This is a genomic window from Flavobacterium sp. ALJ2 (assembly GCF_015594725.1).
Taxonomy (GTDB): Bacteria; Bacteroidota; Bacteroidia; order Flavobacteriales; family Flavobacteriaceae; genus Flavobacterium.
Genome location: NZ_JADNRC010000006.1, coordinates 218800 through 241068, shown reverse-complemented (window position 1 = coordinate 241068; position 22269 = coordinate 218800). Strand labels below are relative to the sequence as shown.

The window sequence follows — 22269 nt, the reverse complement described above, 5'->3', positions numbered from 1 at the left end:
CTTTGCCTAGATTTTTGCTGTTAATGCTTCTCATCATATTAAAATAACTAGAAAAGGCTCCCAGTTATGGAAGCCTTTTCTAGTTTTATTCAGAAGATGGTTAGATGTGTAAATTAAAATTTAAAACTCTAATAATTGAAATTTTTATTTACTTTAATCTACGATATTAGAACTTGTTACATAGAAATTTTTATCTACTTCAACCGTTCGTTTATCGCTTATTATTTTTTCCGACTTCCATTCTGTAGTTGGTTTCAGCCATATTTCTTCGCCATTTAAATTTACTTTAACGGGCATATCAAATTTAGCAATACAATTAGTCCAATGATATGCAAAAGATCCGTTTTTAAAGATATATTCAAAAACCGGAATTTGAGTTGTGGTTAAATACTGTGTAAAAACCCTGTTGAAATTAATCCCTGATTCTGTATTAATATAATCCTGAATTTGTTTACCTGTAACTGTTTGATGATAAAAAGTACTATTTAAACCTCTTAAAATTGATCTCCATTTAGCATCATCGTTAATTACCTGACGAATCATATGCAGCATATTAGCACCTTTTGGATACATATCTCCTGATCCTTCATTGTTTACATCGTAATTTCCAATTATTGGCTTATCATTGGCGATGATTTTTCTGCATCCAATTACATATTCTGCACCTGCATCTTTACCATAATAATATTCTACAAAAAGACTTTCTGAATAGTTGGTAAAACTTTCATGAATCCACATATCAGCAATATCTTTATAAGTGATATTGTTCGCAAACCATTCGTGTCCTGATTCATGAATAATGATAAAATCAAATTTTAATCCCCAACCTGTTCCGCTCAAATCACGTCCTTTATATCCGTTTTTAAAATCGTTACCATATGTTACGCTACTTTGGTGTTCCATTCCTAAATAAGGTGCTTCAACTAGCTTATAACTGTCTTCGTAAAAAGGATACGGACCAAACCAATGTTCAAATGCTTTAAGCATTCTTGGTACTTCTTTAAAATGTTTTTTAGCTTTGGCTAAATTATCTCTTAAAACATAGTAGCCACAATCTAGATCCCCTTTTTCTCCTTTATATTTTTCAGAGAAATTAACGTAATCCCCAATATTTATGTTTACTCCATAATTATTAATTGGGTTTGCAACATACCAATTAAAGGTTTTTGTACCATCTTTTAATTTTTTGACACTTTGTAAACGTCCATTAGAAACATCCATTAAATGCCCTGGAACATTTACACTAATAAGCATATTTTCGACTTCATCGTACATATGGTCTTTATTTGGCCACCATACGCTGGCTCCAAGTCCTTGGCAGGATGAGGCAATAAAATCATTTCCGTTATGATCTTTTTTCCAAGTAATGCCTCCATCCCAAGGTGGACGCATAGCAACTTTAGGTTTTCCTCCAAAAAAAACTTTTACTTCTTTTACTTCACTAACTTTTTGGTTTGCAATTAATTGAATGAAAAATGCATTTCCTTCTCTTTCAAATTTCAATTCTTTTCCATCTTGGATTACTTTATAGATATCCATTGGTTTTTGCAAATCAATTTGCATTTTGTTGTAATCTTGTAAAACGGTATATCGAATTGTATTTGATCCCGTAATCGTACTATCTTTAGGGTTTACCTTTACATCTAGATGATAATATTTTAAATCCCACCAAGCTCTTTCTTTGGTAATGCTGCCACGTAAGGTGTCTTGTCTTGTAAAAGCAGTTTCGGATTTATTAAGAAGTCCTTGTGCGTCTGCATGATTAAAAACAAATGCTGCGAAAAAAATAATGCTAAAATATTTTTTCATGAATTGTAGTTTTGGATTATCGATAATTTTATTGTAATATTTATTATTTCAACAAATGTAACCAATCGGATTAAATTCATGCTAATTTCAATTTTCAAATTATCTAAATTGGTTATTGTTATCTAAAATTTCTTGTTTATTTTAGTACGATATAAAACTATAAATATAGTTATGAGGCTTTCCCGTTTATTTTATTGTGTAGTTTTTAGTATTTCTTTTTTTTCTTATTCGCAAACCTTACCTATTCATAAAATAGCAAATACCTTAATTATTGATGGTGATTTCTCTGATTGGAAAACGCCATTTTTAGGACCATTTGTTATGCATGATTCTGGATTAAAAGCTACGCAGGAAACATATGTTTCTCTTTCATGGGATGCTGATAATGTGTATTTTGCATATAAGTGTATTGATTCAGAAATTATTGGCTCAGCAAAAAAACAGGACGCTCCAATATTTAATACTGATGATTTAGTTGAATTGTTTATTGATCCTGATGGAGACTCTAAGTATTATCTTGAGATTGGCGTGAATGCTTTTTCTAGCAATTATGATATGATTATTAACTGTATTTCGCCTTTGTGTGGGGGATGGAATATGGATATGGAATTGGATATTTTGGGAATGAATACTACCAGTAAATTTACAGCGAATGGTTATAATGTTGAAATTAAAATTCCGTTTTCGAGCTTAAATGCAATTAAAAATGCGGGGTTTACGACTCCAATAGGTGGTACTAAATGGAAAGGAAATCTTTTTAGAATAGATTATGGTAACACTACTGAATATCTAGCTTTACAATCTTATAAGAGTTTACAATTTGGATTTCATCAGCCACAGGAATTTGCGGTTTTTGAGTTTGTAGAGTAAAGATAAAATTGCTCATAGATGACGCTGATTTAAACAGATTTGCACTGATTTTATTCTAGTTTTATCTTTTTTTTTGATAAAGGAACAATATCAGCAAGAAAGTAACGGAAAGTTTTATAGTTTTTATCAAATTTACAATGAAGATTCCTTATTCCACAGAATGGCAAAAATACTAATTAAAATATTTTAAAATGTATAATTAGAGCTATATCGTTTTGTGGTGAGGTTCACCACAAAAGATATCGCAGACAGCAAGAAAAAGCTCTTAAGAATTAATGGGTCAAAACTTTAACTGTAAGCTTCGGAAAGTTCTTTCAGTTGTCTCTTTACTGAAATTTTTCCTTTAATTCCTGCCAAAAACAAACCTAGGCCTGATAAAATCGCACCATACATTATCAGATTCCCTCCAGTTCCGATAGTGAAAATCAAACCAAGAGCTAGCAATAAAAGACCGTAAAAAATCTGTTTATTGGATCTTTTTCTAAAATGTCTCGTAGCAATCATATTGACAAAATCTACTTTTATCATAATTATAAACGAAAGTTTTAGGTGCCTTTTTTCGATACTATTACTTGTAATAAAGTAGTTTTCTCTAGAATGAATATCAGTTATGTCTCCAAAATCACCAGATTTCATGATGGTATCTAATATTTTATCAAAATTTTCAATTAACTCTTCATCGGTTAGATTTTTATTATTGCTTTCGACTATTTCCTCAATGTTCTCCTCAAATTCTGCTCTTTTTTCTGAAAGATATCCGATTTGATCTATTGAAGAAAGGCTTTGGATATATTTTCTTTCTATTTCATCTTCATCTTCATCCATCTCAACTTCTAGTTTGCTTTCTTCTTCCTCTTTAAAAATAGTTTTGATATCAACATTTCGGGCTATCAAAATTTCTTTAGCAACAACCAATGCATCAGGATTATATTTACTGGCATTTTTGGTTAGCATTAAAACTAATTCTTCATCAGAATGACTTACAAAACGTTTTCTGAATGTTTCTATATCCATAATTTAATAATTTGTGTAAATATTAAAAAAGAATATGAGTTTTAAAAATAAGTTCCTAAAGATTTATTTCTACTTTTATAAAAGCTACTTCTGGCGTTTTTTTAATACTTCAATAACATCATTAATTTGAAAGCCCTTTGCTTGCAGTAAAATTAAATAGTGAAATAACAAATCTGCACTTTCGCTCAAGAATAAATCATCGTTATCATCTTTGGCTTCAATAACTACTTCTATGGCTTCTTCTCCTACTTTTTGAGCAATTTTGTTGATTCCTAATTTGAATAATGAAGCGACATAACTCTTTTCTGAATCAGCATTTTCTCTTCTTAATTTAATTGTATTTTCGAGATTTGAGATAAATCCATAAGCCACTTTATTATCTTCTTGCCAGCAGGTAGCTGCACCAGTGTGACAAGTTGGTCCAGCAGGTTTAGCTTGAATTAAAAGTGTATCGCCATCACAGTCATTTTTAATACTTACAAGATTCAAAAAGTTACCACTCTCCTCTCCTTTTGTCCAAAGTCTTTGTTTTGAACGACTGAAAAAAGTAACCTTTTGAGTTTCTATGGTTTTTTGATATGCTTCTTCGTTCATATATCCCAACATCAAAACATTTTTAGTTTCGCTATCTTGGATTATTGCAGGGATTAACCCATCATTATTTTTTGAGAAATCTATATTCATAATATTTAGTTGAAAGTTATAAAGTCGAAAATCTTAAAGAAAAGACTAGATTCGAATTTCTATATTGTTATTTTTAAGGGTTTGTTTTAAGGTTTTAATTTTAATTTCTTTAAAGTGAAAAACGCTTGCTGCCAGTGCTGCATCAGCTTTTCCTTCTTTAAAAGCATCTATAAAATGCTGCATATTTCCTGCTCCACCCGATGCTATTATCGGAATATTAACCAGTTCAGAAAGTTTAGCTAAGGCTTTATTTGCAAATCCGTTTTTGGTTCCGTCGTTATCCATTGATGTAAATAAAATTTCACCTGCTCCACGTTTTGCAACCTCTACAGCCCAATCGAATAAGTTTAATTCGGTAGGAACTTTTCCGCCTACTAAATGTACGATCCATTGTTCATCAATTTGTTTGGCATCTATGGCGACAACCACGCATTGACTTCCAAATTTTTGAGCCAAATCATTAATTAATTGCGGATTTTTTACTGCGGATGAATTTATAGATACTTTGTCAGCGCCGTTATTTAGTAAAAGGGCAACATCTTCTACAGATGAAATTCCACCACCAACAGTAAACGGAATATTAATTGTAGAAGCTACTTTTCGAACTAAATCTATTAATGTTTTTCGTCTTTCTTCGGTTGCTGAAATATCCAAAAAAACCAGTTCATCGGCACCTTCATCAGAGTATATTTTAGCTAGCTCTACTGGATCTCCGGCATCACGCAAATCCACAAAATTTACGCCTTTTACAGTTCTTCCGTTCTTTATATCAAGACAGGGAATTATTCTTTTTGCAAGCATATTTTCTTTATTGTTACACAGAGATTCACAAAGATTCACAGAGATACGCAACTTTTGTGAATCTTTGCGAAATAATCTATTTGTTTAATACGTAGTTTTCCAGTTGTTTCAATGAAATTCTTCCTTCATAAATTGCTTTTCCTATAATTGTTCCTTCGCAACCTAACTCAGCTAGTTTAGGCAATTCATCAAATGTCGAAATTCCACCAGAGGCAATAAGTTTTATTTCTTTGGCTTCAGTTAGAATTTTAGTATATAAATCAAAACTGGGGCCTTCGAGCATTCCGTCTTTTGCAATATCGGTACATATTACGTACTGAATTCCTTTTTTCTGATATGCTTGTATAAAAGGAACTAAATCTTCGTTAGAATCTTCTAACCAGCCTGAAACGGCTATTTTTTCATTATTCGCATCAGCCCCAAGGATTATTTTATCAGAACCGTATTCGGCAATCCATTTTTCGAATATTGCTCTGTTTTTTACAGCGATACTTCCACCTGTAATTTGGTTTGCCCCACTCTCGAAAGCGATTTTTAAATCAGCATCGGATTTTAATCCGCCACCAAAATCAATTTTCAAGCTAGTTTTTGTTGCAATTTGTTCCAGAATTTTATAATTCACAATTTGGCTTGATTTTGCTCCATCTAAATCGACTAAGTGCAAGTATTCTATTCCATGTGCTTCAAATGATTTGGCTACTTCAAGCGGGTTTTCATTGTAAATAATCTTGGTATTGTAATCGCCCTTGGATAAGCGAACACATTTTCCTTCTATGATATCTATGGCTGGTATTATTCTCATTTTTATCCCCCTAGCCCCCGAAGGGGAATTCCTATTAGGGGTAAATAGGATTTGTGTTATTATTATTTATTTCTTTATTTTTACTGTGTTCCCCCTTAGGGGGCTAGGGTAATTTTTAAAAAATTCCCAAGAATTTTCTCTCCGATATCCCCACTTTTTTCTGGGTGAAATTGGGTTCCATAAAAATTATTCTTTTGCAATGCCGAAGCATATTCTACTCCGTAATTGGTCGTAGCAATTGTTTCTTTGCAAAGTGGAGCATAAAAACTATGAACCAAATACATATATTCATTTTCGTTAATTCCTTTAAACAAAGGTGATTGCAAATAATAAATAGTGTTCCATCCCATTTGTGGTACTTTTACAATAGATGTGAATTTTATTATATCAACGTCAAAAATTCCTAATCCAGATGTGTTTCCTTCCTCTGTCGATTTGCACATTAATTGCATTCCTAAGCAAATTCCCAAAACGGGTTGTTTTAGATCTGGAATCAAAGTTTCTAAGCCACTTTCAATTAGCATCTTCATTGCTGAACTTGCCTCACCAACACCGGGGAAAATAACTTTGTCTGCCGCTTGTATTTCATCAGGATTATTGCTTAAAACTGCTTTAAACCCCAATCTTTCAATTGCGAATATAATGCTCTGAATATTTCCTGCGCCGTAATCTATAATTACTATTTTCATTAGTTTTTGTTTCAGGTTTCAAGTTTTAAGTTGCTACAGAACTTGAAACTTGAAACTATTTTGAACCTTTTTATAACATTCCTTTTGTCGATGGTAAAATCATTTTCTCAGTATTACGCTTTACCGCTACTTTTATTGCTTTTGCAAAAGCTTTAAAAATAGCTTCTATCTTGTGGTGCTCGTTTGTACCTTCGGCTTTGATATTAATATTTGCTTTGGCACCATCGGAGAATGATTTAAAGAAATGATAAAACATTTCCGTTGGCATTTTCCCAACCATTTCACGTTTAAATTCTGTTTCCCAAACCAACCAGTTTCTACCTCCAAAATCTATTGCAACTTGCGATAAACAGTCGTCCATTGGTAGGCAAAAACCATAACGTTCAATACCTAGTTTGTTTCCTAGTGCTTTTGCAAATACTTCTCCCAGTGCAATTGCTGTATCTTCGATTGTGTGGTGCTCATCGACTTCAAGATCCCCTTTTACGAGGATTTCAAGATCCATTTGTCCGTGGCGGGCAATTTGATCTAGCATATGGTCGAAAAATGCAATTCCGGTTTCTATTTTACTCTTCCCAGTTCCGTCAAGATTCAGGTTGATGTAAATATCAGTTTCGTTAGTTTTACGGGTTATTGTAGCTGAACGTGCTTCAAGCTTCAAAAACTCATATATTGTTTTCCAATCAGTGGTTTGCAACGCAACGACAGGATCTAATTCTTCTCTTTTTGAAGCTACTTCTGTACTACCCAAACCTTCATCTGTATTGATGAAAATAGCTTTCGAACCTAGATTTTTAGCCAATTCTACATCAGTCAAGCGATCTCCCAAAACAAATGAATTTTCTAGATCATATGCTGGATTATTTAAGTATTGCGTAAGCATTCCTGTTCTTGGCTTGCGAGTTATGGCATTTTCGTGTGGAAAAGTTTTATCTATAAAAACAGCATTAAATACTACTCCTTCATTTTCGAATGCCTTTATTATAAAGTTATGTGTTGGCCAGAATGTTTCTTCAGGATGAGAATCAGTTCCTAATCCGTCTTGATTGGTTACCATTACTAATTCATAATCCAGTTCATTGGCAATTTTAGCCAAATATTGAAATGCTTTTGGGTAGAATACTAGTTTTTCAAAACTATCCAATTGGTAATCTGCTGGTTCTAGAACCATTGTTCCGTCACGGTCTATAAAAAGTACTTTTTTCATGGTTTATATTTTTTTGCTACGAATTTCACAAATTTTAAATCCAATTAATTATTTAAATCTGTGGCATAATAACTTTGTGTTCTTCGTTTGATTCTTTGCAAGCTTTGTGGTTAATTCAATAGCTTCAATGCTTCAATTAATTTTTTATTTTCTGTTTCAGTTCCAATGGTCAATCGCAGGCAATTATCGCATAATGGCTGCGTTGTTCTGTTTCTAATTACGATTCCTTTTGCAATTAACTCATCGTATCTTTTGTTGGCATCATCTACTTTTACTAATATAAAATTAGCTTCTGTTGGATGTATTTTTTCGATAAAACTTATATTAAGTAATACTTGAAGTAACTGCTCTCTTTGTGCAATTATAGAGGCTATTTCTGTATTTATTTTAGCTGTTTCTTTTAAGCGTAAACTTGCTCTTTGTTGTGTTAGTTCGTTTACGTTATATGGTGGTTTTATTTTGTTTAAAACAGTGATAACCGCTTCAGTAGCGTAGCAAATTCCTAATCGTATCCCCGCTTGGCCATATGCTTTTGAGAGTGTTTGAGTAATTATTAAATTAGGATATGCATCCAATTCGTTAATCCAGCTTTCTTTTTTAGAGAAATCGATATAAGCTTCATCGATAACTATCAAGCCTTTAAAATTCTGTAATAATGCAACCACACTTTCATCTGAAAAGGAGTTTCCTGTTGGATTATTAGGTGAGCATAAAAAGATAATTTTAGTATTCTTATCTACAGCACTTATGATTTTATCAATCTGTGGCTGAAAAGCTTCTGAAAGTAAAACTTCTCTATTTTCTACATCGTTTATATTTGCCAACACGCTATACATTCCGTATGTTGGTGGTAATGAAATTATATTGTCTTTTTTGGGTTCACAAAAGGCACGAAACAATAAATCCAGTACTTCATCGCTTCCGTTTCCTAATAATATTTGATTTCGGTTTATATTTTTCTGCTTTGCCAAAATCTGCTTCACGTTATTTTGTTGTGGATCTGGATAACGATTTACGCCGTTTTCAAAAGGATTTTCGTTAGCATCCAGAAAAACCATATCAGCAGTATCAAAATCTTCAAATTCATCACGCGCAGACGAATAAGGCTTTAATTTTTTTACGTTTTCACGTACCAAGGCATTTATATCAAAATTTTCCATGTTGTTCTTTTTATTTATAGAGGCAAGAGACAAGACTAATAGAAACAAGTGAACAGACATTTCGATTGTTCCAAAATATTATTATATAGTCTTTACTCTAAATTTTTTTAATCCATTTATTTACCGTCTAGTCTTAACTCTATTCTCTTGCTTCGATTTTCTATACTCTATCTCAGCCAATCTCAAAGTCACTGCATTTTTATGTGCTTGTAATCCTTCAGCTTCTGCCATAACTTCTATTGCTTTTCCGATATTCTGAATTCCTTTTTCGGTTATCTTCTGGAATGTCATCGATTTCATAAAGCTATCTAGATTTACTCCGCTGTAATTCTTGGCATATCCATTTGTTGGTAAGGTATGATTGGTTCCTGATGCGTAATCTCCAGCGCTTTCGGGTGTATAATTGCCAATAAAAACGGAACCTGCGTTATAGATTCCATCCGAATAAAAATCATCATTTTCGGTGCAGATAATAAAGTGTTCTGGTCCATATTCATTAATTAATTCTAGAGCAACTGTATTGCTTTCGACAAAAATCAATTTTGAATTTGCAATCGCTTTTTCGGCGATTGTTTTTCTTGGTAAATCAGCAATTTGTGATTGAATTTCGTTTTCTACAGCATTAATCAGAGTTTTAGATGTAGAAACTAGAATGACCTGACTATCTGTTCCGTGTTCTGCTTGCGATAATAAATCGGAAGCTACAAAAGCGGGAACTGCACTATCATCGGCAACTACTAATAATTCTGATGGGCCAGCTGGCATATCTATCGCTACACCAAACTGTGTTGCTAATTGTTTTGCTACGGTTACAAATTGATTTCCTGGGCCAAATATCTTATATACTTTAGGGATAGTTTCAGTACCAAAGGTCATTCCTGCAATGGCTTGAATCCCTCCTACCTTTATGATTTTTGTAACGCCACATAAATTTGCGGCATATAATATGGCAGGATTTATTTTTCCATTTTTATCAGGTGGTGAACACAAAACGATTTCATTGCAACCTGCTATTGCTGCTGGTACTGCAAGCATTAAAACTGTAGAGAATAAAGGTGCAGTGCCTCCAGGGATATATAACCCAATTTTTTGAATAGGTCTTTTTTCTTGCCAGCAATTGACTCCTTCAGTGGTTTCAATTGTTATTCTTTCCGTTTTTTGTGCTGAGTGGAATTTATAAATATTGTTTTTTGCTAGCTGAATTGCCTCTTTTAGTTCTTCTGATATTGAAATTATGGCTTCCTTTATTTCCTCTTGCGATACTTCATTAGTTTCTAAAGTAATACCATCAAAGATAGAAGTGTATTTCGTGATTGCTTCATCTCCTTTTTTCTGTATTTCTTTAAAGATTTCTTTAACTGTAACTTCGATATCATCAATCGTTTTGGTTGGTCTTTTTAATATTTCCGACCAAGTTTCAGCTGCGGGGTTGTATATTTTGTTCATTATTTTTTACATTATGCTTTAGGCCTTAGGCTCTAAGCAATTAGAATCTGTTTTTTATTTGTATTATACTTTAATCTTAAGGCTTTTAAGTATTGAAGCATATCTTTTTTTTTTTTTCACAAAGCTAGCTATGTGTATTTAAAAATAAGTGTAATCCTTTTTTGAGCGTACAAAACCTATGTTTCTATGTGTTTGAATTAATTATACCCAACGAGTTAAAGTACCATTTTCTCAATTGGACATACCAAAATTCCTTCTGCACCAACATCTTTTAACTGATCGATTACGTCCCAAAAAGTGTCTTTGTCTATTACTGAGTGTACACTACTCCACCCTTCTTGTGCTAGTGGTAATACGGTAAGGCTTCGTAGAACAGGAAGTATTTTACCTACGTCTTTGATTTTATCATTCGGAATATTCATCAAGATATATCTTGATTTTCTGGCTCTAAGAACTGATTCTATTCTGAATTTTAGAGTATCTATTAATTTTTGATTCTCAGGATTTATCTTTGGAGAAACTGCAAGGACAGCTTCACTTTTTAGAATTATTTCTACTTCTTTCAGGTTGTTTTTAAACAAGGTACTTCCGCTTGATACAATATCTACAATAGCATCGGCAAGACCTATATTTGGAGCGATTTCTACAGAACCGGAAATTTGGTGTATATCTACAGATAATCCGAATGAATTAAAGTAATCAGTAACTGTGTTAGGATATGAAGTTGCAATACGCAATCCGTTAAGGTCATTGATAGAGTTATATTCAAAAGCTTTAGGTACTGCAACTGAAACTTTGCATTTAGAAAAACCTAATTTTTGTGCGATTTGAATTCCTTTTCCTTTTTCGACTAATAAGTTATCTCCAACAATGGCCGCATCTACAACGCCATCAATTAAATATTGTGGGATATCAGAATTTCTTAGAAATAAAACCTCTAACGGAAAATTAGTGGCTTCGGCTTTTAGTTGGTCGTTACCGTTGTCTATCGAAATGCCGCAATCTTTTAAAATTTGAATGCTTTCTTCGTTTAAACGACCTGATTTTTGAATTGCAATTTTTAACGTACTCATTTTAGTTTTTTGGATTAAATTAATAGTTTGAGTACAAAGAATTGGGTACAAAAAAACCCGTTTGAGTACTCAAACGGGTTTTAAAATATGATGATTTACATGCATACCATTAACACATCGCTTGAGAGCAATAATGAAAATGATGATGATGTAATTGAATTAATGACATAACTTGATTTGTTTTTTCTTTGTTTCGTTTGCAAATATAAAGGATAAATTAATTAATAAGCAATTTTTAATTTAACTTAAAATGATTTTATTGTTAAATTTAGTAATTCTCCTAGATGATAATCTACAATCATTGCTATTTGTTTAGATAAATTACACTTGCTTTGTTAAGTTTTAATTGGGTGAGTTTTTTTGAAAAAGTAGTTTTACAACTGTTCCTTCATTTAATTTACTTGAAATCATAATTGGAATATCTAATAATGTACTTATTTTTTTTACAATAGATAATCCTAAGCCAATTCCTTTTATCTCGGGATGTAATTCTGCATGTGAGCGGAAAAATTGATTGAATACTTTTTGTATATCTTCAGATGGAATTCCTATCCCGTAATCGATAATCTGACATTCGACTCCATTTAAAACATCTGTTACAATAATATCTAACTTACCATCTTGTTTAGAATATTTTAGTGCATTAGAAATTAAGTTATTAAGGATTATAGTAAGTAAATAAGTATCTGTATTTAAACAATAATTTTTTTGAAGTTTTGTTGAAATGTGAATCTTTTTAGATTGTATTGTATTTGAATGTCGCGAAATTGTATCTAAAATTAAAGCATTTAAATATACTTTTTCTTTCTTTAAATAAGGATCCTTATTTTCAAATCGAGCCAATAATAACAATTGATCTACTAATGTATTCAGTCGGTCAATTTCAGAAATACAGAAGTTTACTTTTTCTTCATACTCTTTATTATCACGCGGTTTACGTATCAAAACTTCAAGTGTGCCTTTAATTATTGTTAGAGGTGTTCTTAATTCATGGGAAGCATCTGATGTAAATTGTTTTTCTCTTTCAAGAGCGTTCTCTATTCTATCTAATAAACTGTTTATTGTTTTTGATAAGATATATAATTCATCTCGATTTACAGGTAATGGAATTCTGGTTTTTAAATTATCTTTAGTAATACTATTTGATGTTTTGATAATAGCATTAATAGGCTTAATACTTCTGCCAGCAAAAAATCTTGCGATAAAAAATAATACTATCAAAATAAGTGGAAAAGCAACAACTAAAATATAGAACAGGTTATCGAGGACCATTGTAGAATCTGTTAAGGACATGGCGATCATTAAGGTTCCTATTTTTTTATTTTCTACATAAATGGGTACTTGTATTTGTCTAATAATATTGTCTAGCAACTTTGTATTAAATAATTCGTAATTTTCCTTTTGACCATGAAAAGATAAGATTTCGGATTTTAAATTAGGCGATTTTTCTATAATTACTCCATTTAAATCCAAAAACTGAACAAAAACTGGATTTAAGTCAACAGTATTGTGTTCTCGTTCATTCCACTCCTCTACATCAATCAAAGTTAGAATGCCGTTTTTAACATGTATCTCATCTAAATGATTTTTAATTTCTACTATGATATCATTATCGATATGACTGTAAACATTTTGTTTTACGATTGTATAAATAGTAAAAAACACTACAAAAATTAATAATGCAGTGATCGCAATATAATTAAACGCGATTCGGTCCTTAAATGAAAATTGTAGCATCTAAATTAGTCGTTTGCGATGTAACCAATACCTCGAATTGTTTTTATGTAGTCTTCTTCGATTTTTAAATTTAATTTTTTTCTAATTGCGTTCATAAAAACATCAATAACACTCGTATCATATTCAAAATTAATTTGCCATACTGCTTGTAGTATTTGATTTCGAGTGCATACGTTTCCTTTATTCTTAACCAAATAAGTTAATAATTCAAATTCCCTTTGTGTAAGCGACACTTCAATACCATTACTGCAAACAGTATGTTGTGCTAAATTAATTTTAATAGTTCCAAGTGTAAGTATCTCTGGAGTTTTTTGGTTTCTGAAATGGATTTTTATTCGTTCAATCAACTCTTCAAAACTAAATGGTTTTTTTATATAATCATTTGCACCTGCTTTTAATCCTTCAATAGTTTCAAGGATAGTATCTTTTGCAGTCAAGAAGATTATTGGCGTTGTAGTGTCTTTAATCCTAATGGCTTTGCATAAATCTAACCCATTTATTTTAGGAAGCATCCAATCCAGTAAAATTAGATCATATTTTTGCTTTTGAGTTAATTCAAAGCCAGCTACCCCATCTGCAGCAGTAGTTATTTTATACCCTTCCTCTTCTAAACCTTGTTTAAGAAATTGCACAATGCCAGCTTCATCTTCGACTATTAAAATATGCATTTTTATTTTATTTGTGTTTTAAACTTATTTATATATCCTACTATAAAATTTATTAATAAGTAGGTTTACTACTTTCAAAGATAAATGTTTTTGGATTGTGTTAGCAATGACTTGTTATTTCTGATTGAAAATATATTTCACACGAATAATACTCATAAAAATTAATATATTTAACATTTGTTAAAATAGATAAAAATGTAGTACCTTAAGACAATCTTAAGGTAATGCTAAGTTACGCAAAAGATTAGGTTAATAGTCAAGAAGGAGAAACAGTTAAATTTGCAACAAATTTTTAATATGACATTATATAAAAAACTCGCCCCGTTTTATTATCTCACTTTTTTTTACTTGCTAGTAAGTTTCGTATTAAGACTAGTTTTATTTTTTCATCCTATAACCGAAACGTCCTTTGGTTTTACAGATACAATAAAAATATTTGGCATTGGATTGATTTCAGATGTATTTGTCTCTGTTGTTGTCAGTATTTTTTTATGGTTGTACCTTATTTTTATATCCAATTCTAAATATTTAAAACCCACAGGTTATATTATTTTTGGTGTGTTTCTAGCTTTATTTCTTTATGTAGCAAGTGGCAAAAGTATTCTTAATGAGTATGGAGGTGCTTTGCCTAAAATTGTTCTTATATTCATAGGTATAAAAGCATTTTTATTCGGTTTATTACTTTTCCTTCCCAATTATCGAGATAAAATTAGATTTTGGCTATTTGCATTTGTAATCTTTTTATATGTATTGCTAATTTTACAGAATGGAATTAGTGAATATTTTTTCTGGAATGAATTCGGAGTAAAATATAACTTTATTGCAGTGAATTATTTGGTTTATACCAATGAAGTAATTGGAAATATAATGCAATCTTATCCTGTTATTCCGTTATTCTCAGCCTTATTTGTAATTGCTGGAACGGTAACTTATTTTATTGTAAAAAGAACAAGAATTTATATTGATAATATCCCTACAATTTTTGAGAAGATAAAAATTTCAACATTATATATTATACTTTTTGTTTTTTCTTTATTTGTCATTCCGCGCTTGGCACTAAGTGAAAATTCTGGAAATATATTTTCTAACGAGCTACAATCAAACGGTTTATATAAATTTTATTTAGCTTATAAAAACAGTAGTTTAGATTATTTTAAATTTTATAAAACAATCCCTAATGCTCAGGCATATGAAATATTAAAACAACAATTACCAACGATTTCTGGTGAAAGTACTTTGCGAAAAATTGAAAGTGGTTCTGCTGAAAAGCGTAAAAATGTAGTTTTAATTACCATTGAGAGTTATAGCGCCGAGTTTATGAAGCGATATGGTAATGATCAGAATATTACTCCTTTCCTAGATAGTTTGGCTGATAAAAGTTTAGAATTTACCAATTTATATGCTGTTGGAAATAGAACTGTTCGTGGTTTGGAGGCAGTAACGTTGTGTATTCCTCCCACAGCAGGAGAAAGTGTAGTTAAAAGAGAAGACAATAAGAATAAATTCTCAACAGGTTCCGTTTTCATCAAAAAAGGATATACTACAAAATATCTTTATGGTGGTGATGCTTATTTTGATAATATGAGAGATTTTTTTGCTGGTAATAATTATGATATCGTAGATAAATCTAGTTTTACTCCTAATGAAATTACATTTTCAAATGTTTGGGGTGTTTGTGATGAAGACATGTCTAATAAAGCAATAAAGATTATGAATGCTGAAGCTAAAGCAAATAAACCTTTCTTTAATCATATCATGACAGTAAGTAATCACCGTCCGTTTACGTATCCAAATGGTAAAATTGATATTCCTGGAGATGTAAAATCTCGTGATGGAGGGGTGAAATACACGGATTATGCACTGAAAAGATTTTTTGCAATGGCAAGTAAACAACCTTGGTTTAAAAATACCGTTTTTGTAATTGTGGCCGATCATTGTGCATCGAGTGCAGGAAAAACAGAACTCCCTCTTGATAAATATAGAATCCCTGCGTTTATTTTTAGTCCTGGTTTTGTTCCTGCTCAGAAGTATACTGCGCTGATGTCGCAAATTGATATTATGCCTACTTTATTTGGTTTATTAAACTTTAGCTATGAAAGTAAGTTTTATGGAGAAGATGTTTTAAAATCTGATTATAAGCCAAGAGCTTTTATTGCAACGTATCAGGACATGGGATTGATAAAGGATAATATATTAACGATACTTTCACCAAAGCAAAAGGTAAAACAGTTTCAATTAAAGCTAATTCCAAAAGAAGGTGTTGCACCTGAATATCAATTTTTTTATGATGAGATCCCATTAACGAAAGAAAGAACAGATTTGGTAAACGAAACAATTTCATATTATCAAACCGCTTCAGATATATTGAAGAATAAGAAATATGAGAAGAATTAAAGGTTCTGAGGTACAAAGGCTCAAAGGTTCTAAAAATTTAACCGGTAAGTTCGCAAAGTGAAAGCAATAAAAAAGGCTCAAATTCAATAGAATTTGAGCCTTTTTGTCTTTCTCAGAACCTTAGTAACTAAGAACATTAGTCCCTTTTAATTTTCGCCTTAGTCATTCTGATTTTTCATTCCGAAAAGATTTCCGCTTTGAAATAATTTCAAATCATCTTTTAAAGCTTGGTTGTTTCTTTGTGTAACCGCAGGAGCATCTAAATCGCTTAAATCAGGTTTTCCTGCATTTACCCAAGCAGTGTACCAAAAACTTGCAGTTGCTGTAATTGCTTTTCTCATCTGACTTTCAACCATTCCGTTTAACTCTTTGTGGAGTTTCTTAGCATATTCATCAGAGAAAACAGCCGAATTGTATTTACTTTTCACAACTTTTCCATCAGTATCCATTTTAAAAATCTGATTTTCAGGAGTAGCAGTTCTTAATTTTTTATCAATGTCTAATAATGGCTGAACTAAACTATGTGTATCATTAATCATATCCCAAGTTGCTTTATGAACATCTTCATAATACTGTGCTTGTGGAACATTTAATTTGTAATTTTTAGCAAATAATTCAGGAAGTCTGCTTTCCCAAAGTGAATGGATTCCTTTTTGATCCGTCAATTGTCCGTCATGATTAGCAGAAGTATGTAATGGCATGTGAGCATCACCAATATAATGACCTAAATCAGCAGCTAGAAATAAAATTTCTGCACGATTTTTATCTTTAAAAGCTTTGGTTAGTTTAATCATCATATCTTCAATATACCAAGGTAAAATTCCATTTGCGTTAAGGAATTTACCATCGTATTTTTTCTTTGCTTCTTCTAGGGTTTTGGGCAAGCTGTCTGCAGAACCAAAATTTTCCATGTCAAAATAATGTCTAGGATTTTCATCTTTATAATTCAAGGCATATTTGCGAATATCTGGTACAGAAGCTTCTTGTGTAATAAAATCTATGTGATTATAAAAAAACACTTGTAATGATCGTGGAAGAGCCATAACTGCGGCTTTATTGATGCGTTCATGACCAACAATTCCCCAGGATAATGATAAAAAACCAATTCCAATCGCTATTATTGCAATAAACTTAGGTTTCATTTTAAAATTTTTCATTTTGTATATTTATTAGGGCTACAAATGTAATTTATTAAATATGATTTAAGAGAATTTGAATTGAGATTATGTTAATTTATCTTGGTTTGTTTTCAATTATTTTCAGTATCTAGAGGTGTAATTTGAGTTTTTGTATTATTTTTACTCTAAAATTTATTATATGCGTTCTACCTACTTCAGCATTCTTTTATTCTTATTTTCTTTAATTAGTTCAGGACAAGAAGATATTATACAACTAAAAAATGTTAGTGATACAATCTTAAATTCGAAAAGAGTATTACAAGTCGCTGATCCCTTTAATCCGGTAAAAACAATGCAGAAATTGTTTCCGGGTAAATTATATAAACTCTCAGATAACAATATTTTTATAAGTTGGAAGTGTAATAGCTGTAAAGCGGAACCTTACAAAGATGCTAATGAAATAGAAGGAGACCAATTATTTCCATATAAAGATGGTGTTGCCACAAGGGTTCTTGATAATATTGATTATGTAGATTCTAAAGGAAATCAATTTAAACTACTACTTTTTAATCATTCAGATTATGATACAGATGGGGCTCAAACTGGAAGGTTTACTGGTGGTTTGATAGGAATTGCCAAGTTTGCAAGAAATGATAATACTTGGCAAATGAGATCCTTTCAGCCTGCAATTGCTGCCTTTGGAGCATTTTCTAGAGCCGCATCACCTAAGTTGGTAGAAATAGGTGAAGATCAATTTGCATTTACATTAATTCAAGCAAACGGAGGTGCTGGTGCTCCATATTCAGGTTACCTCTATCTTATTGCTGGTTTCGGTGGAAAATACCAACCTATAATGGACTTGGGTTATTATAATCTCACAAATAATGGCCCAGAAAGTACACAATGGTCTAGTGTTTATAAAGTCCTTAATGATGGCAAGAAAAAGTTTTTTAAGGATTTTTCAATTACAACAACTGGATTTTATCGCAAAGCTAAAGGAACTGAATATGATTATGAAGTGGATATGCCTAAAGAAATAAGTGAATTGCCAAAGACTAAAAAACAATTTAATTTTATAATCGAAAAACGTCTTTCATTTAATGGTAAGTGGTATATCATTGTTGGTGAGCCAATTGTTAAAATCTCTAATGCAAAATAGACTTTTAATTCAGGTATAAAATTGAAGCCAAACTTAAACTAGCAATAACTATCCAAAGCAGTACTCCTTGTACTAAAGGCTTCACCCCTACTGTTTTTAAAACACTTAGATTTAATCCAGCCCCAATTAAGAATAAAGTTACTGTTAACCCGATTTTAGCCAAGAGAACCAATGTTGGTGCAATGATTGCAGTTTGTGGTACATAAGTGTTTAGTAACATCGCCAAAATAAATAATCCGATAAAATAAGGGATTTTAATTTTAGTTTGTTTGTTTTTAAAAAGAACAGTTGTAAGAAGCGCAATAGGAATAATCCATAAAGCACGTGCTAATTTTACAGTAGTAGCGATTTGTAAAGCTTCTGCTCCAAATTTATTCGCTGCACCAACTACTGAACTTGTATCGTGAATTGCTATAGCACACCATAAGCCAAATTCTTTTTGTGACAAGTCTAATTCATGTCCTATATAAGGAAATAAAAATAAGGCAATTGAGTTTAATATAAAAATTACTCCTAATGCTACAGATGTTTGTTTCTCGTCTGATTTTATTACTGGTGCAATTGCTGCAATGGCACTTCCTCCACAAATAGCAGTTCCACAAGAGATTAAGTGAGATGTTTTCTTATCGATGTTAAACCATTTTCCTAAAAAATACCCTAGTATAATAGTACTAAAAATAGAGGCAATAGTAAGTAACAGCCCTTCTTTACCAGCGGCCAATGCACTTGTAGCATTCATTCCAAATCCTAGTCCTACTACAGAAAATTGTAATAAAATAGTAATTGCTTTATGGTTGAAATGCAAAAAAGGATTTCCAGACAAATTGGCTACCAATAAACCCAATAATAAAGCTATTGGAGGCGATATAATTGAAGTTAGACAAAGTAGTAATAAAACGGCAAAAATAATTTGTTTCGAGATTGTATTAATCTGAAATAAGTGACTTGTTGTATTTTGATTTGTTTTCAAGGTAATAGTATTTAATAATTACAGTACAAAGATCTATAGTTATTACAACAATTGCCAATTGTAAATGGCAATAGCCTATAACTTCATGTTATAGTAATTTGCCATATTTTTTATAAACAATTCGGTCAGAGCATCTGATTTACCATGTAATGTTATGATATAAAAGTATCTCTCTATTGACAATTTTTCCACATCTAAAACTGTTAATTCTTTGTTTTTTAACTCTTTATCAACAGCGTGAATTGACATAAAAGCAACGCAATCAGAATTTAAAAGATAGGATTTTATGCTTTCAGTACTTCCTAGTTGCATTTCAATTTGTAATTCTAGTAACTTGATATTAAATTGTTTCAAAGCGTATTCAATAACCTCAAGTGTTCCAGAACCTCTTTCTCGAGTTATAAAACGTAAGTTATGTAAGTCCTCTAATAAAATTTCATTTTTATTGACTAATGGGTTTTTACTACTGCAAACCAAGACCAATTCATCCTTTAAAAATTCAGTATATTTAATTGATTGATTTCTGGATTGTCCTTCAACAATACCAATTTCTATCTCTTTAGTAATTAAAGCACTTTCAATTTGTTCGGTATTTCCGTTTAGTAAATTGACTTTTATGTCTTGTAACTTTTGGTGAAAACGTGCTAATAATGGTGGGATTATATATTGAGAAATGGTTGTACTTGCTCCTAATCGCAATAATCCCTGACGTTGATTGATAAATGTACTCATATCAAAATCGATTTCTCTATAAATTTCAAATATATCTTTGGTATGTTTTAAAAGAATTTCTCCAGCTTTGGTTAAGCTAATTTTAGAACCATTCCTTTCGAAAAGTTTTGTCTTATAGTTTTCTTCTAATTCCTGAATGTGTTTAGAAACAGCTGGTTGTGTAATATACAATTCAGCTGCAGCCTTGGTAAAGCTCAACCTGTTTGCAACAGCGGAAAATACTTTTAGCCTAAAATCCATAATCATAAATTTTTAATTCGTAATCAACTTCCCTCCACAATATTTTTTTACAATAAAATAATTTAAAAATTTATAACAAAAGTTCAGGTCGATACTCAAAATGCATTGTATCATAATGTTTCCAATTCCCTCCCCAAATAAAGCCATATTTTTCAAAAATTGAAACTAGCTTAAGAGGAATTTGATTTTTATACGAAAGAGTAGCTTCTTCATTTTTACATCTACAATCCCATTGCCAATAATTAGAATTATTGACATTAATATCTATAGTCATCCCATAACTATGCATACTCAATCGGTTTGTTCCTGAAATTTTTCTCCAATTAAATGTGCCTCCAATCACATTAATATATTTTTTAAATTCTGGATTATTATCTAATTCTGCCGAGAGTTTTCTAACTATTTTATCAATTCCATTCACGGTTGTTACTTTTATTTTTTGATTGACTAATTTTGGGCACCAAATAATTTCAGTCATTTTTGACTCTACTTCTGATTTTGAATTTCCGTAAATTTTCTTAAAAAAAGCTTCATTTCGAATTCTTCCTGCGTCTTCCTTCGGAATTAAATTCTTATTTGCTTTATTATAAACGAACTTAAATTGATCCTCAATATCTGGATTCTCCAATAATTCTTGATTCGTTTTATTTTTAAAATCATCATAAATCAAATTTGATTTATCACTAAAAATAATCTTATTATCTTTATAACCAACAACTTGATTTGGATATGCTTTAATTAATTTTTGAACATTTAATGGGATTTCTTGAGAAAAAACATTTTGGAATATAAGGACTAAAAAAAGGAATTGTTTCATTTAAAAACGTTTTAATTGTGAAGAACTAAAAGTCCATTCGGGTGTTTTCAGAGTGGTTCCAAAATCGGCAGCATACCAAGGACTCAATGAACTGTTATTTGGATTTTTCAATATTTGAATTTCCTGTGCTGGCATATAGCTTTGTGCTAAAAGCATAATTTTTTGGTTGTTTTTGGGATTCACAGCTATATCAACCACAATAACAGCGTGACCTGGAAAGCCTCCTTTTATAAAAATATCTCCAATTTTTATGTCTAAAACATTAATTGGTTTTAGCTCTTTTTCTAACGAAGCAGTTCCTGCATACATAAAAACCGTCTCTAAGTATTTCCAATAGGTCTGATAACTGTCAGATGGTTTTGCAGTTTTAACCCAACTAGTTTTATTGCCTTTAACTGCAATTCTGTAACCTGCCGCCCATTTACTAAAATCAACCCGAAAACCATTTGTGAAATTAAAATGTATTTTATCGTACTGTTTCTGGCTATATAAATAATCCGCTCGCAAACGCATCACGGCATCAGCACATTGATGCAAATCCTGTTTTCCAATGGGTAAATTTACAACTGCTTCATAAACGTTTCGATTTGATTTTACAGTTCCATCAAAATACAAAACGTTTGAACCTGTAGGTTTTAATGGAAGATTTTGCAAAAAATATCCAAACGAAGTTTTAGATTCCTTTTCTCGCACAAATCCAAGAGGTGGTTGAAAACGCTGTTGAATTGTGTTTTCTAAAAGATTGCTTTTGGGAGTATTATTTGTCTTTGAAAATGAAAAAAAACAAAAAATTGCAATCAAAATTGTTACAATAAACAAGAATTTAATTTTCATAATTTAGACTTTTAATTTATAACTACAAGATTACAAAAAGCTAGA

The 22269-nt window shown here is 31.3% G+C and carries 20 protein-coding genes; 3 read left to right on the top strand and 17 right to left on the bottom strand.

Translation table 11 applies throughout. The annotated features are described in order from the left end of the window. Positions 1-153: 153 nt before the first annotated feature. Complete coding sequence (locus IUY40_RS09185) at positions 154-1809, bottom strand: M1 family metallopeptidase (protein WP_195736567.1); 1656 nt, start codon at positions 1807-1809, stop codon at positions 154-156. Positions 1810-1980: 171 nt separating this feature from the next. On the opposite strand from IUY40_RS09185, the gene IUY40_RS09180 reads away from it, so the two are divergent. Further along, positions 1981-2679, top strand: coding sequence for a carbohydrate-binding family 9-like protein (locus tag IUY40_RS09180; protein ID WP_195736566.1), 699 nt, complete (start codon positions 1981-1983; stop codon positions 2677-2679). Between the two features lie 288 nt (positions 2680-2967). Here the strand turns inward: IUY40_RS09180 and IUY40_RS09175 are convergent, their stop codons facing one another. The 11 genes from IUY40_RS09175 to IUY40_RS09125 all read right to left on the bottom strand — a co-directional run bounded on the left by IUY40_RS09175 (position 2968) and on the right by IUY40_RS09125 (position 13960). Next, positions 2968-3693 carry a hypothetical protein gene (locus IUY40_RS09175; protein ID WP_195736565.1) on the bottom strand — a complete coding sequence of 242 codons (726 nt, stop codon included), beginning with the start codon at positions 3691-3693 and terminating at the stop codon, positions 2968-2970. Positions 3694-3777: 84 nt separating this feature from the next. After that, positions 3778-4377 (bottom strand): bifunctional phosphoribosyl-AMP cyclohydrolase/phosphoribosyl-ATP diphosphatase HisIE, encoded by a 600-nt coding sequence (hisIE, locus tag IUY40_RS09170; protein ID WP_195736564.1) that lies wholly within the window; start codon positions 4375-4377, stop codon positions 3778-3780. Positions 4378-4422: 45 nt separating this feature from the next. Further along, positions 4423-5178, bottom strand: coding sequence for an imidazole glycerol phosphate synthase subunit HisF (hisF, locus tag IUY40_RS09165; protein ID WP_195736563.1), 756 nt, complete (start codon positions 5176-5178; stop codon positions 4423-4425). A 76-nt stretch (positions 5179-5254) separates the two neighbouring features. Then, entirely contained in the window at positions 5255-5980 is a 726-nt protein-coding gene (hisA, locus tag IUY40_RS09160) for a 1-(5-phosphoribosyl)-5-[(5-phosphoribosylamino)methylideneamino]imidazole-4-carboxamide isomerase (RefSeq protein ID WP_195736562.1), read from the bottom strand. A gap of 95 nt (positions 5981-6075) precedes the next feature. Then, positions 6076-6669, bottom strand: a complete 594-nt coding sequence (gene hisH / locus IUY40_RS09155) for an imidazole glycerol phosphate synthase subunit HisH (RefSeq protein WP_195736561.1) — start codon at positions 6667-6669, stop codon at positions 6076-6078. A gap of 70 nt (positions 6670-6739) precedes the next feature. Next, positions 6740-7876: a bifunctional histidinol-phosphatase/imidazoleglycerol-phosphate dehydratase HisB gene (hisB, locus tag IUY40_RS09150; protein WP_195736560.1), complete on the bottom strand. Its 1137-nt coding sequence runs from the start codon at positions 7874-7876 to the stop codon at positions 6740-6742. Positions 7877-7986: 110 nt separating this feature from the next. After that, positions 7987-9036, bottom strand: a complete 1050-nt coding sequence (hisC, locus tag IUY40_RS09145; RefSeq protein ID WP_195736559.1) for a histidinol-phosphate transaminase — start codon at positions 9034-9036, stop codon at positions 7987-7989. A gap of 120 nt (positions 9037-9156) precedes the next feature. Next, the gene (hisD, locus tag IUY40_RS09140; RefSeq protein ID WP_195736558.1) at positions 9157-10482 is read right to left on the bottom strand and encodes a histidinol dehydrogenase; all 1326 of its coding nucleotides are present in this window, start codon (positions 10480-10482) and stop codon (positions 9157-9159) included. Positions 10483-10697: 215 nt separating this feature from the next. Beyond that, entirely contained in the window at positions 10698-11555 is an 858-nt protein-coding gene (hisG, locus tag IUY40_RS09135) for an ATP phosphoribosyltransferase (RefSeq protein ID WP_195736557.1), read from the bottom strand. Positions 11556-11897: 342 nt separating this feature from the next. Continuing rightward, positions 11898-13292, bottom strand: coding sequence for a HAMP domain-containing sensor histidine kinase (locus IUY40_RS09130; RefSeq protein ID WP_195736556.1), 1395 nt, complete (start codon positions 13290-13292; stop codon positions 11898-11900). A gap of 5 nt (positions 13293-13297) precedes the next feature. Further along, positions 13298-13960, bottom strand: coding sequence for a response regulator transcription factor (locus IUY40_RS09125; protein ID WP_195736555.1), 663 nt, complete (start codon positions 13958-13960; stop codon positions 13298-13300). A 297-nt stretch (positions 13961-14257) separates the two neighbouring features. Here IUY40_RS09125 and IUY40_RS09120 point away from each other — a divergent pair, with 297 nt between their 5' ends. Further along, complete coding sequence (locus tag IUY40_RS09120) at positions 14258-16354, top strand: alkaline phosphatase family protein (RefSeq protein ID WP_195736554.1); 2097 nt, start codon at positions 14258-14260, stop codon at positions 16352-16354. A gap of 158 nt (positions 16355-16512) precedes the next feature. Here the strand turns inward: IUY40_RS09120 and IUY40_RS09115 are convergent, their stop codons facing one another. Then, positions 16513-17511: a zinc dependent phospholipase C family protein gene (locus IUY40_RS09115; RefSeq protein WP_195736553.1), complete on the bottom strand. Its 999-nt coding sequence runs from the start codon at positions 17509-17511 to the stop codon at positions 16513-16515. A gap of 160 nt (positions 17512-17671) precedes the next feature. On the opposite strand from IUY40_RS09115, the gene IUY40_RS09110 reads away from it, so the two are divergent. Beyond that, positions 17672-18631, top strand: a complete 960-nt coding sequence (locus IUY40_RS09110) for a hypothetical protein (RefSeq protein ID WP_195736552.1) — start codon at positions 17672-17674, stop codon at positions 18629-18631. Between the two features lie 4 nt (positions 18632-18635). Here IUY40_RS09110 and IUY40_RS09105 read toward each other — a convergent pair whose 3' ends face one another. The 4 genes from IUY40_RS09105 to IUY40_RS09090 all read right to left on the bottom strand — a co-directional run bounded on the left by IUY40_RS09105 (position 18636) and on the right by IUY40_RS09090 (position 22224). Continuing rightward, positions 18636-19601 carry a putative sulfate exporter family transporter gene (locus IUY40_RS09105; RefSeq protein ID WP_195736551.1) on the bottom strand — a complete coding sequence of 322 codons (966 nt, stop codon included), beginning with the start codon at positions 19599-19601 and terminating at the stop codon, positions 18636-18638. A gap of 75 nt (positions 19602-19676) precedes the next feature. Next, complete coding sequence (locus IUY40_RS09100) at positions 19677-20573, bottom strand: LysR family transcriptional regulator (RefSeq protein WP_195736550.1); 897 nt, start codon at positions 20571-20573, stop codon at positions 19677-19679. 70 nt (positions 20574-20643) lie between these two features. Continuing rightward, entirely contained in the window at positions 20644-21390 is a 747-nt protein-coding gene (locus IUY40_RS09095) for a M15 family metallopeptidase (RefSeq protein WP_195736549.1), read from the bottom strand. Then, the gene (locus IUY40_RS09090) at positions 21391-22224 is read right to left on the bottom strand and encodes a DUF4846 domain-containing protein (RefSeq protein ID WP_195736548.1); all 834 of its coding nucleotides are present in this window, start codon (positions 22222-22224) and stop codon (positions 21391-21393) included. Between the last annotated feature and the right edge of the window lie 45 nt (positions 22225-22269).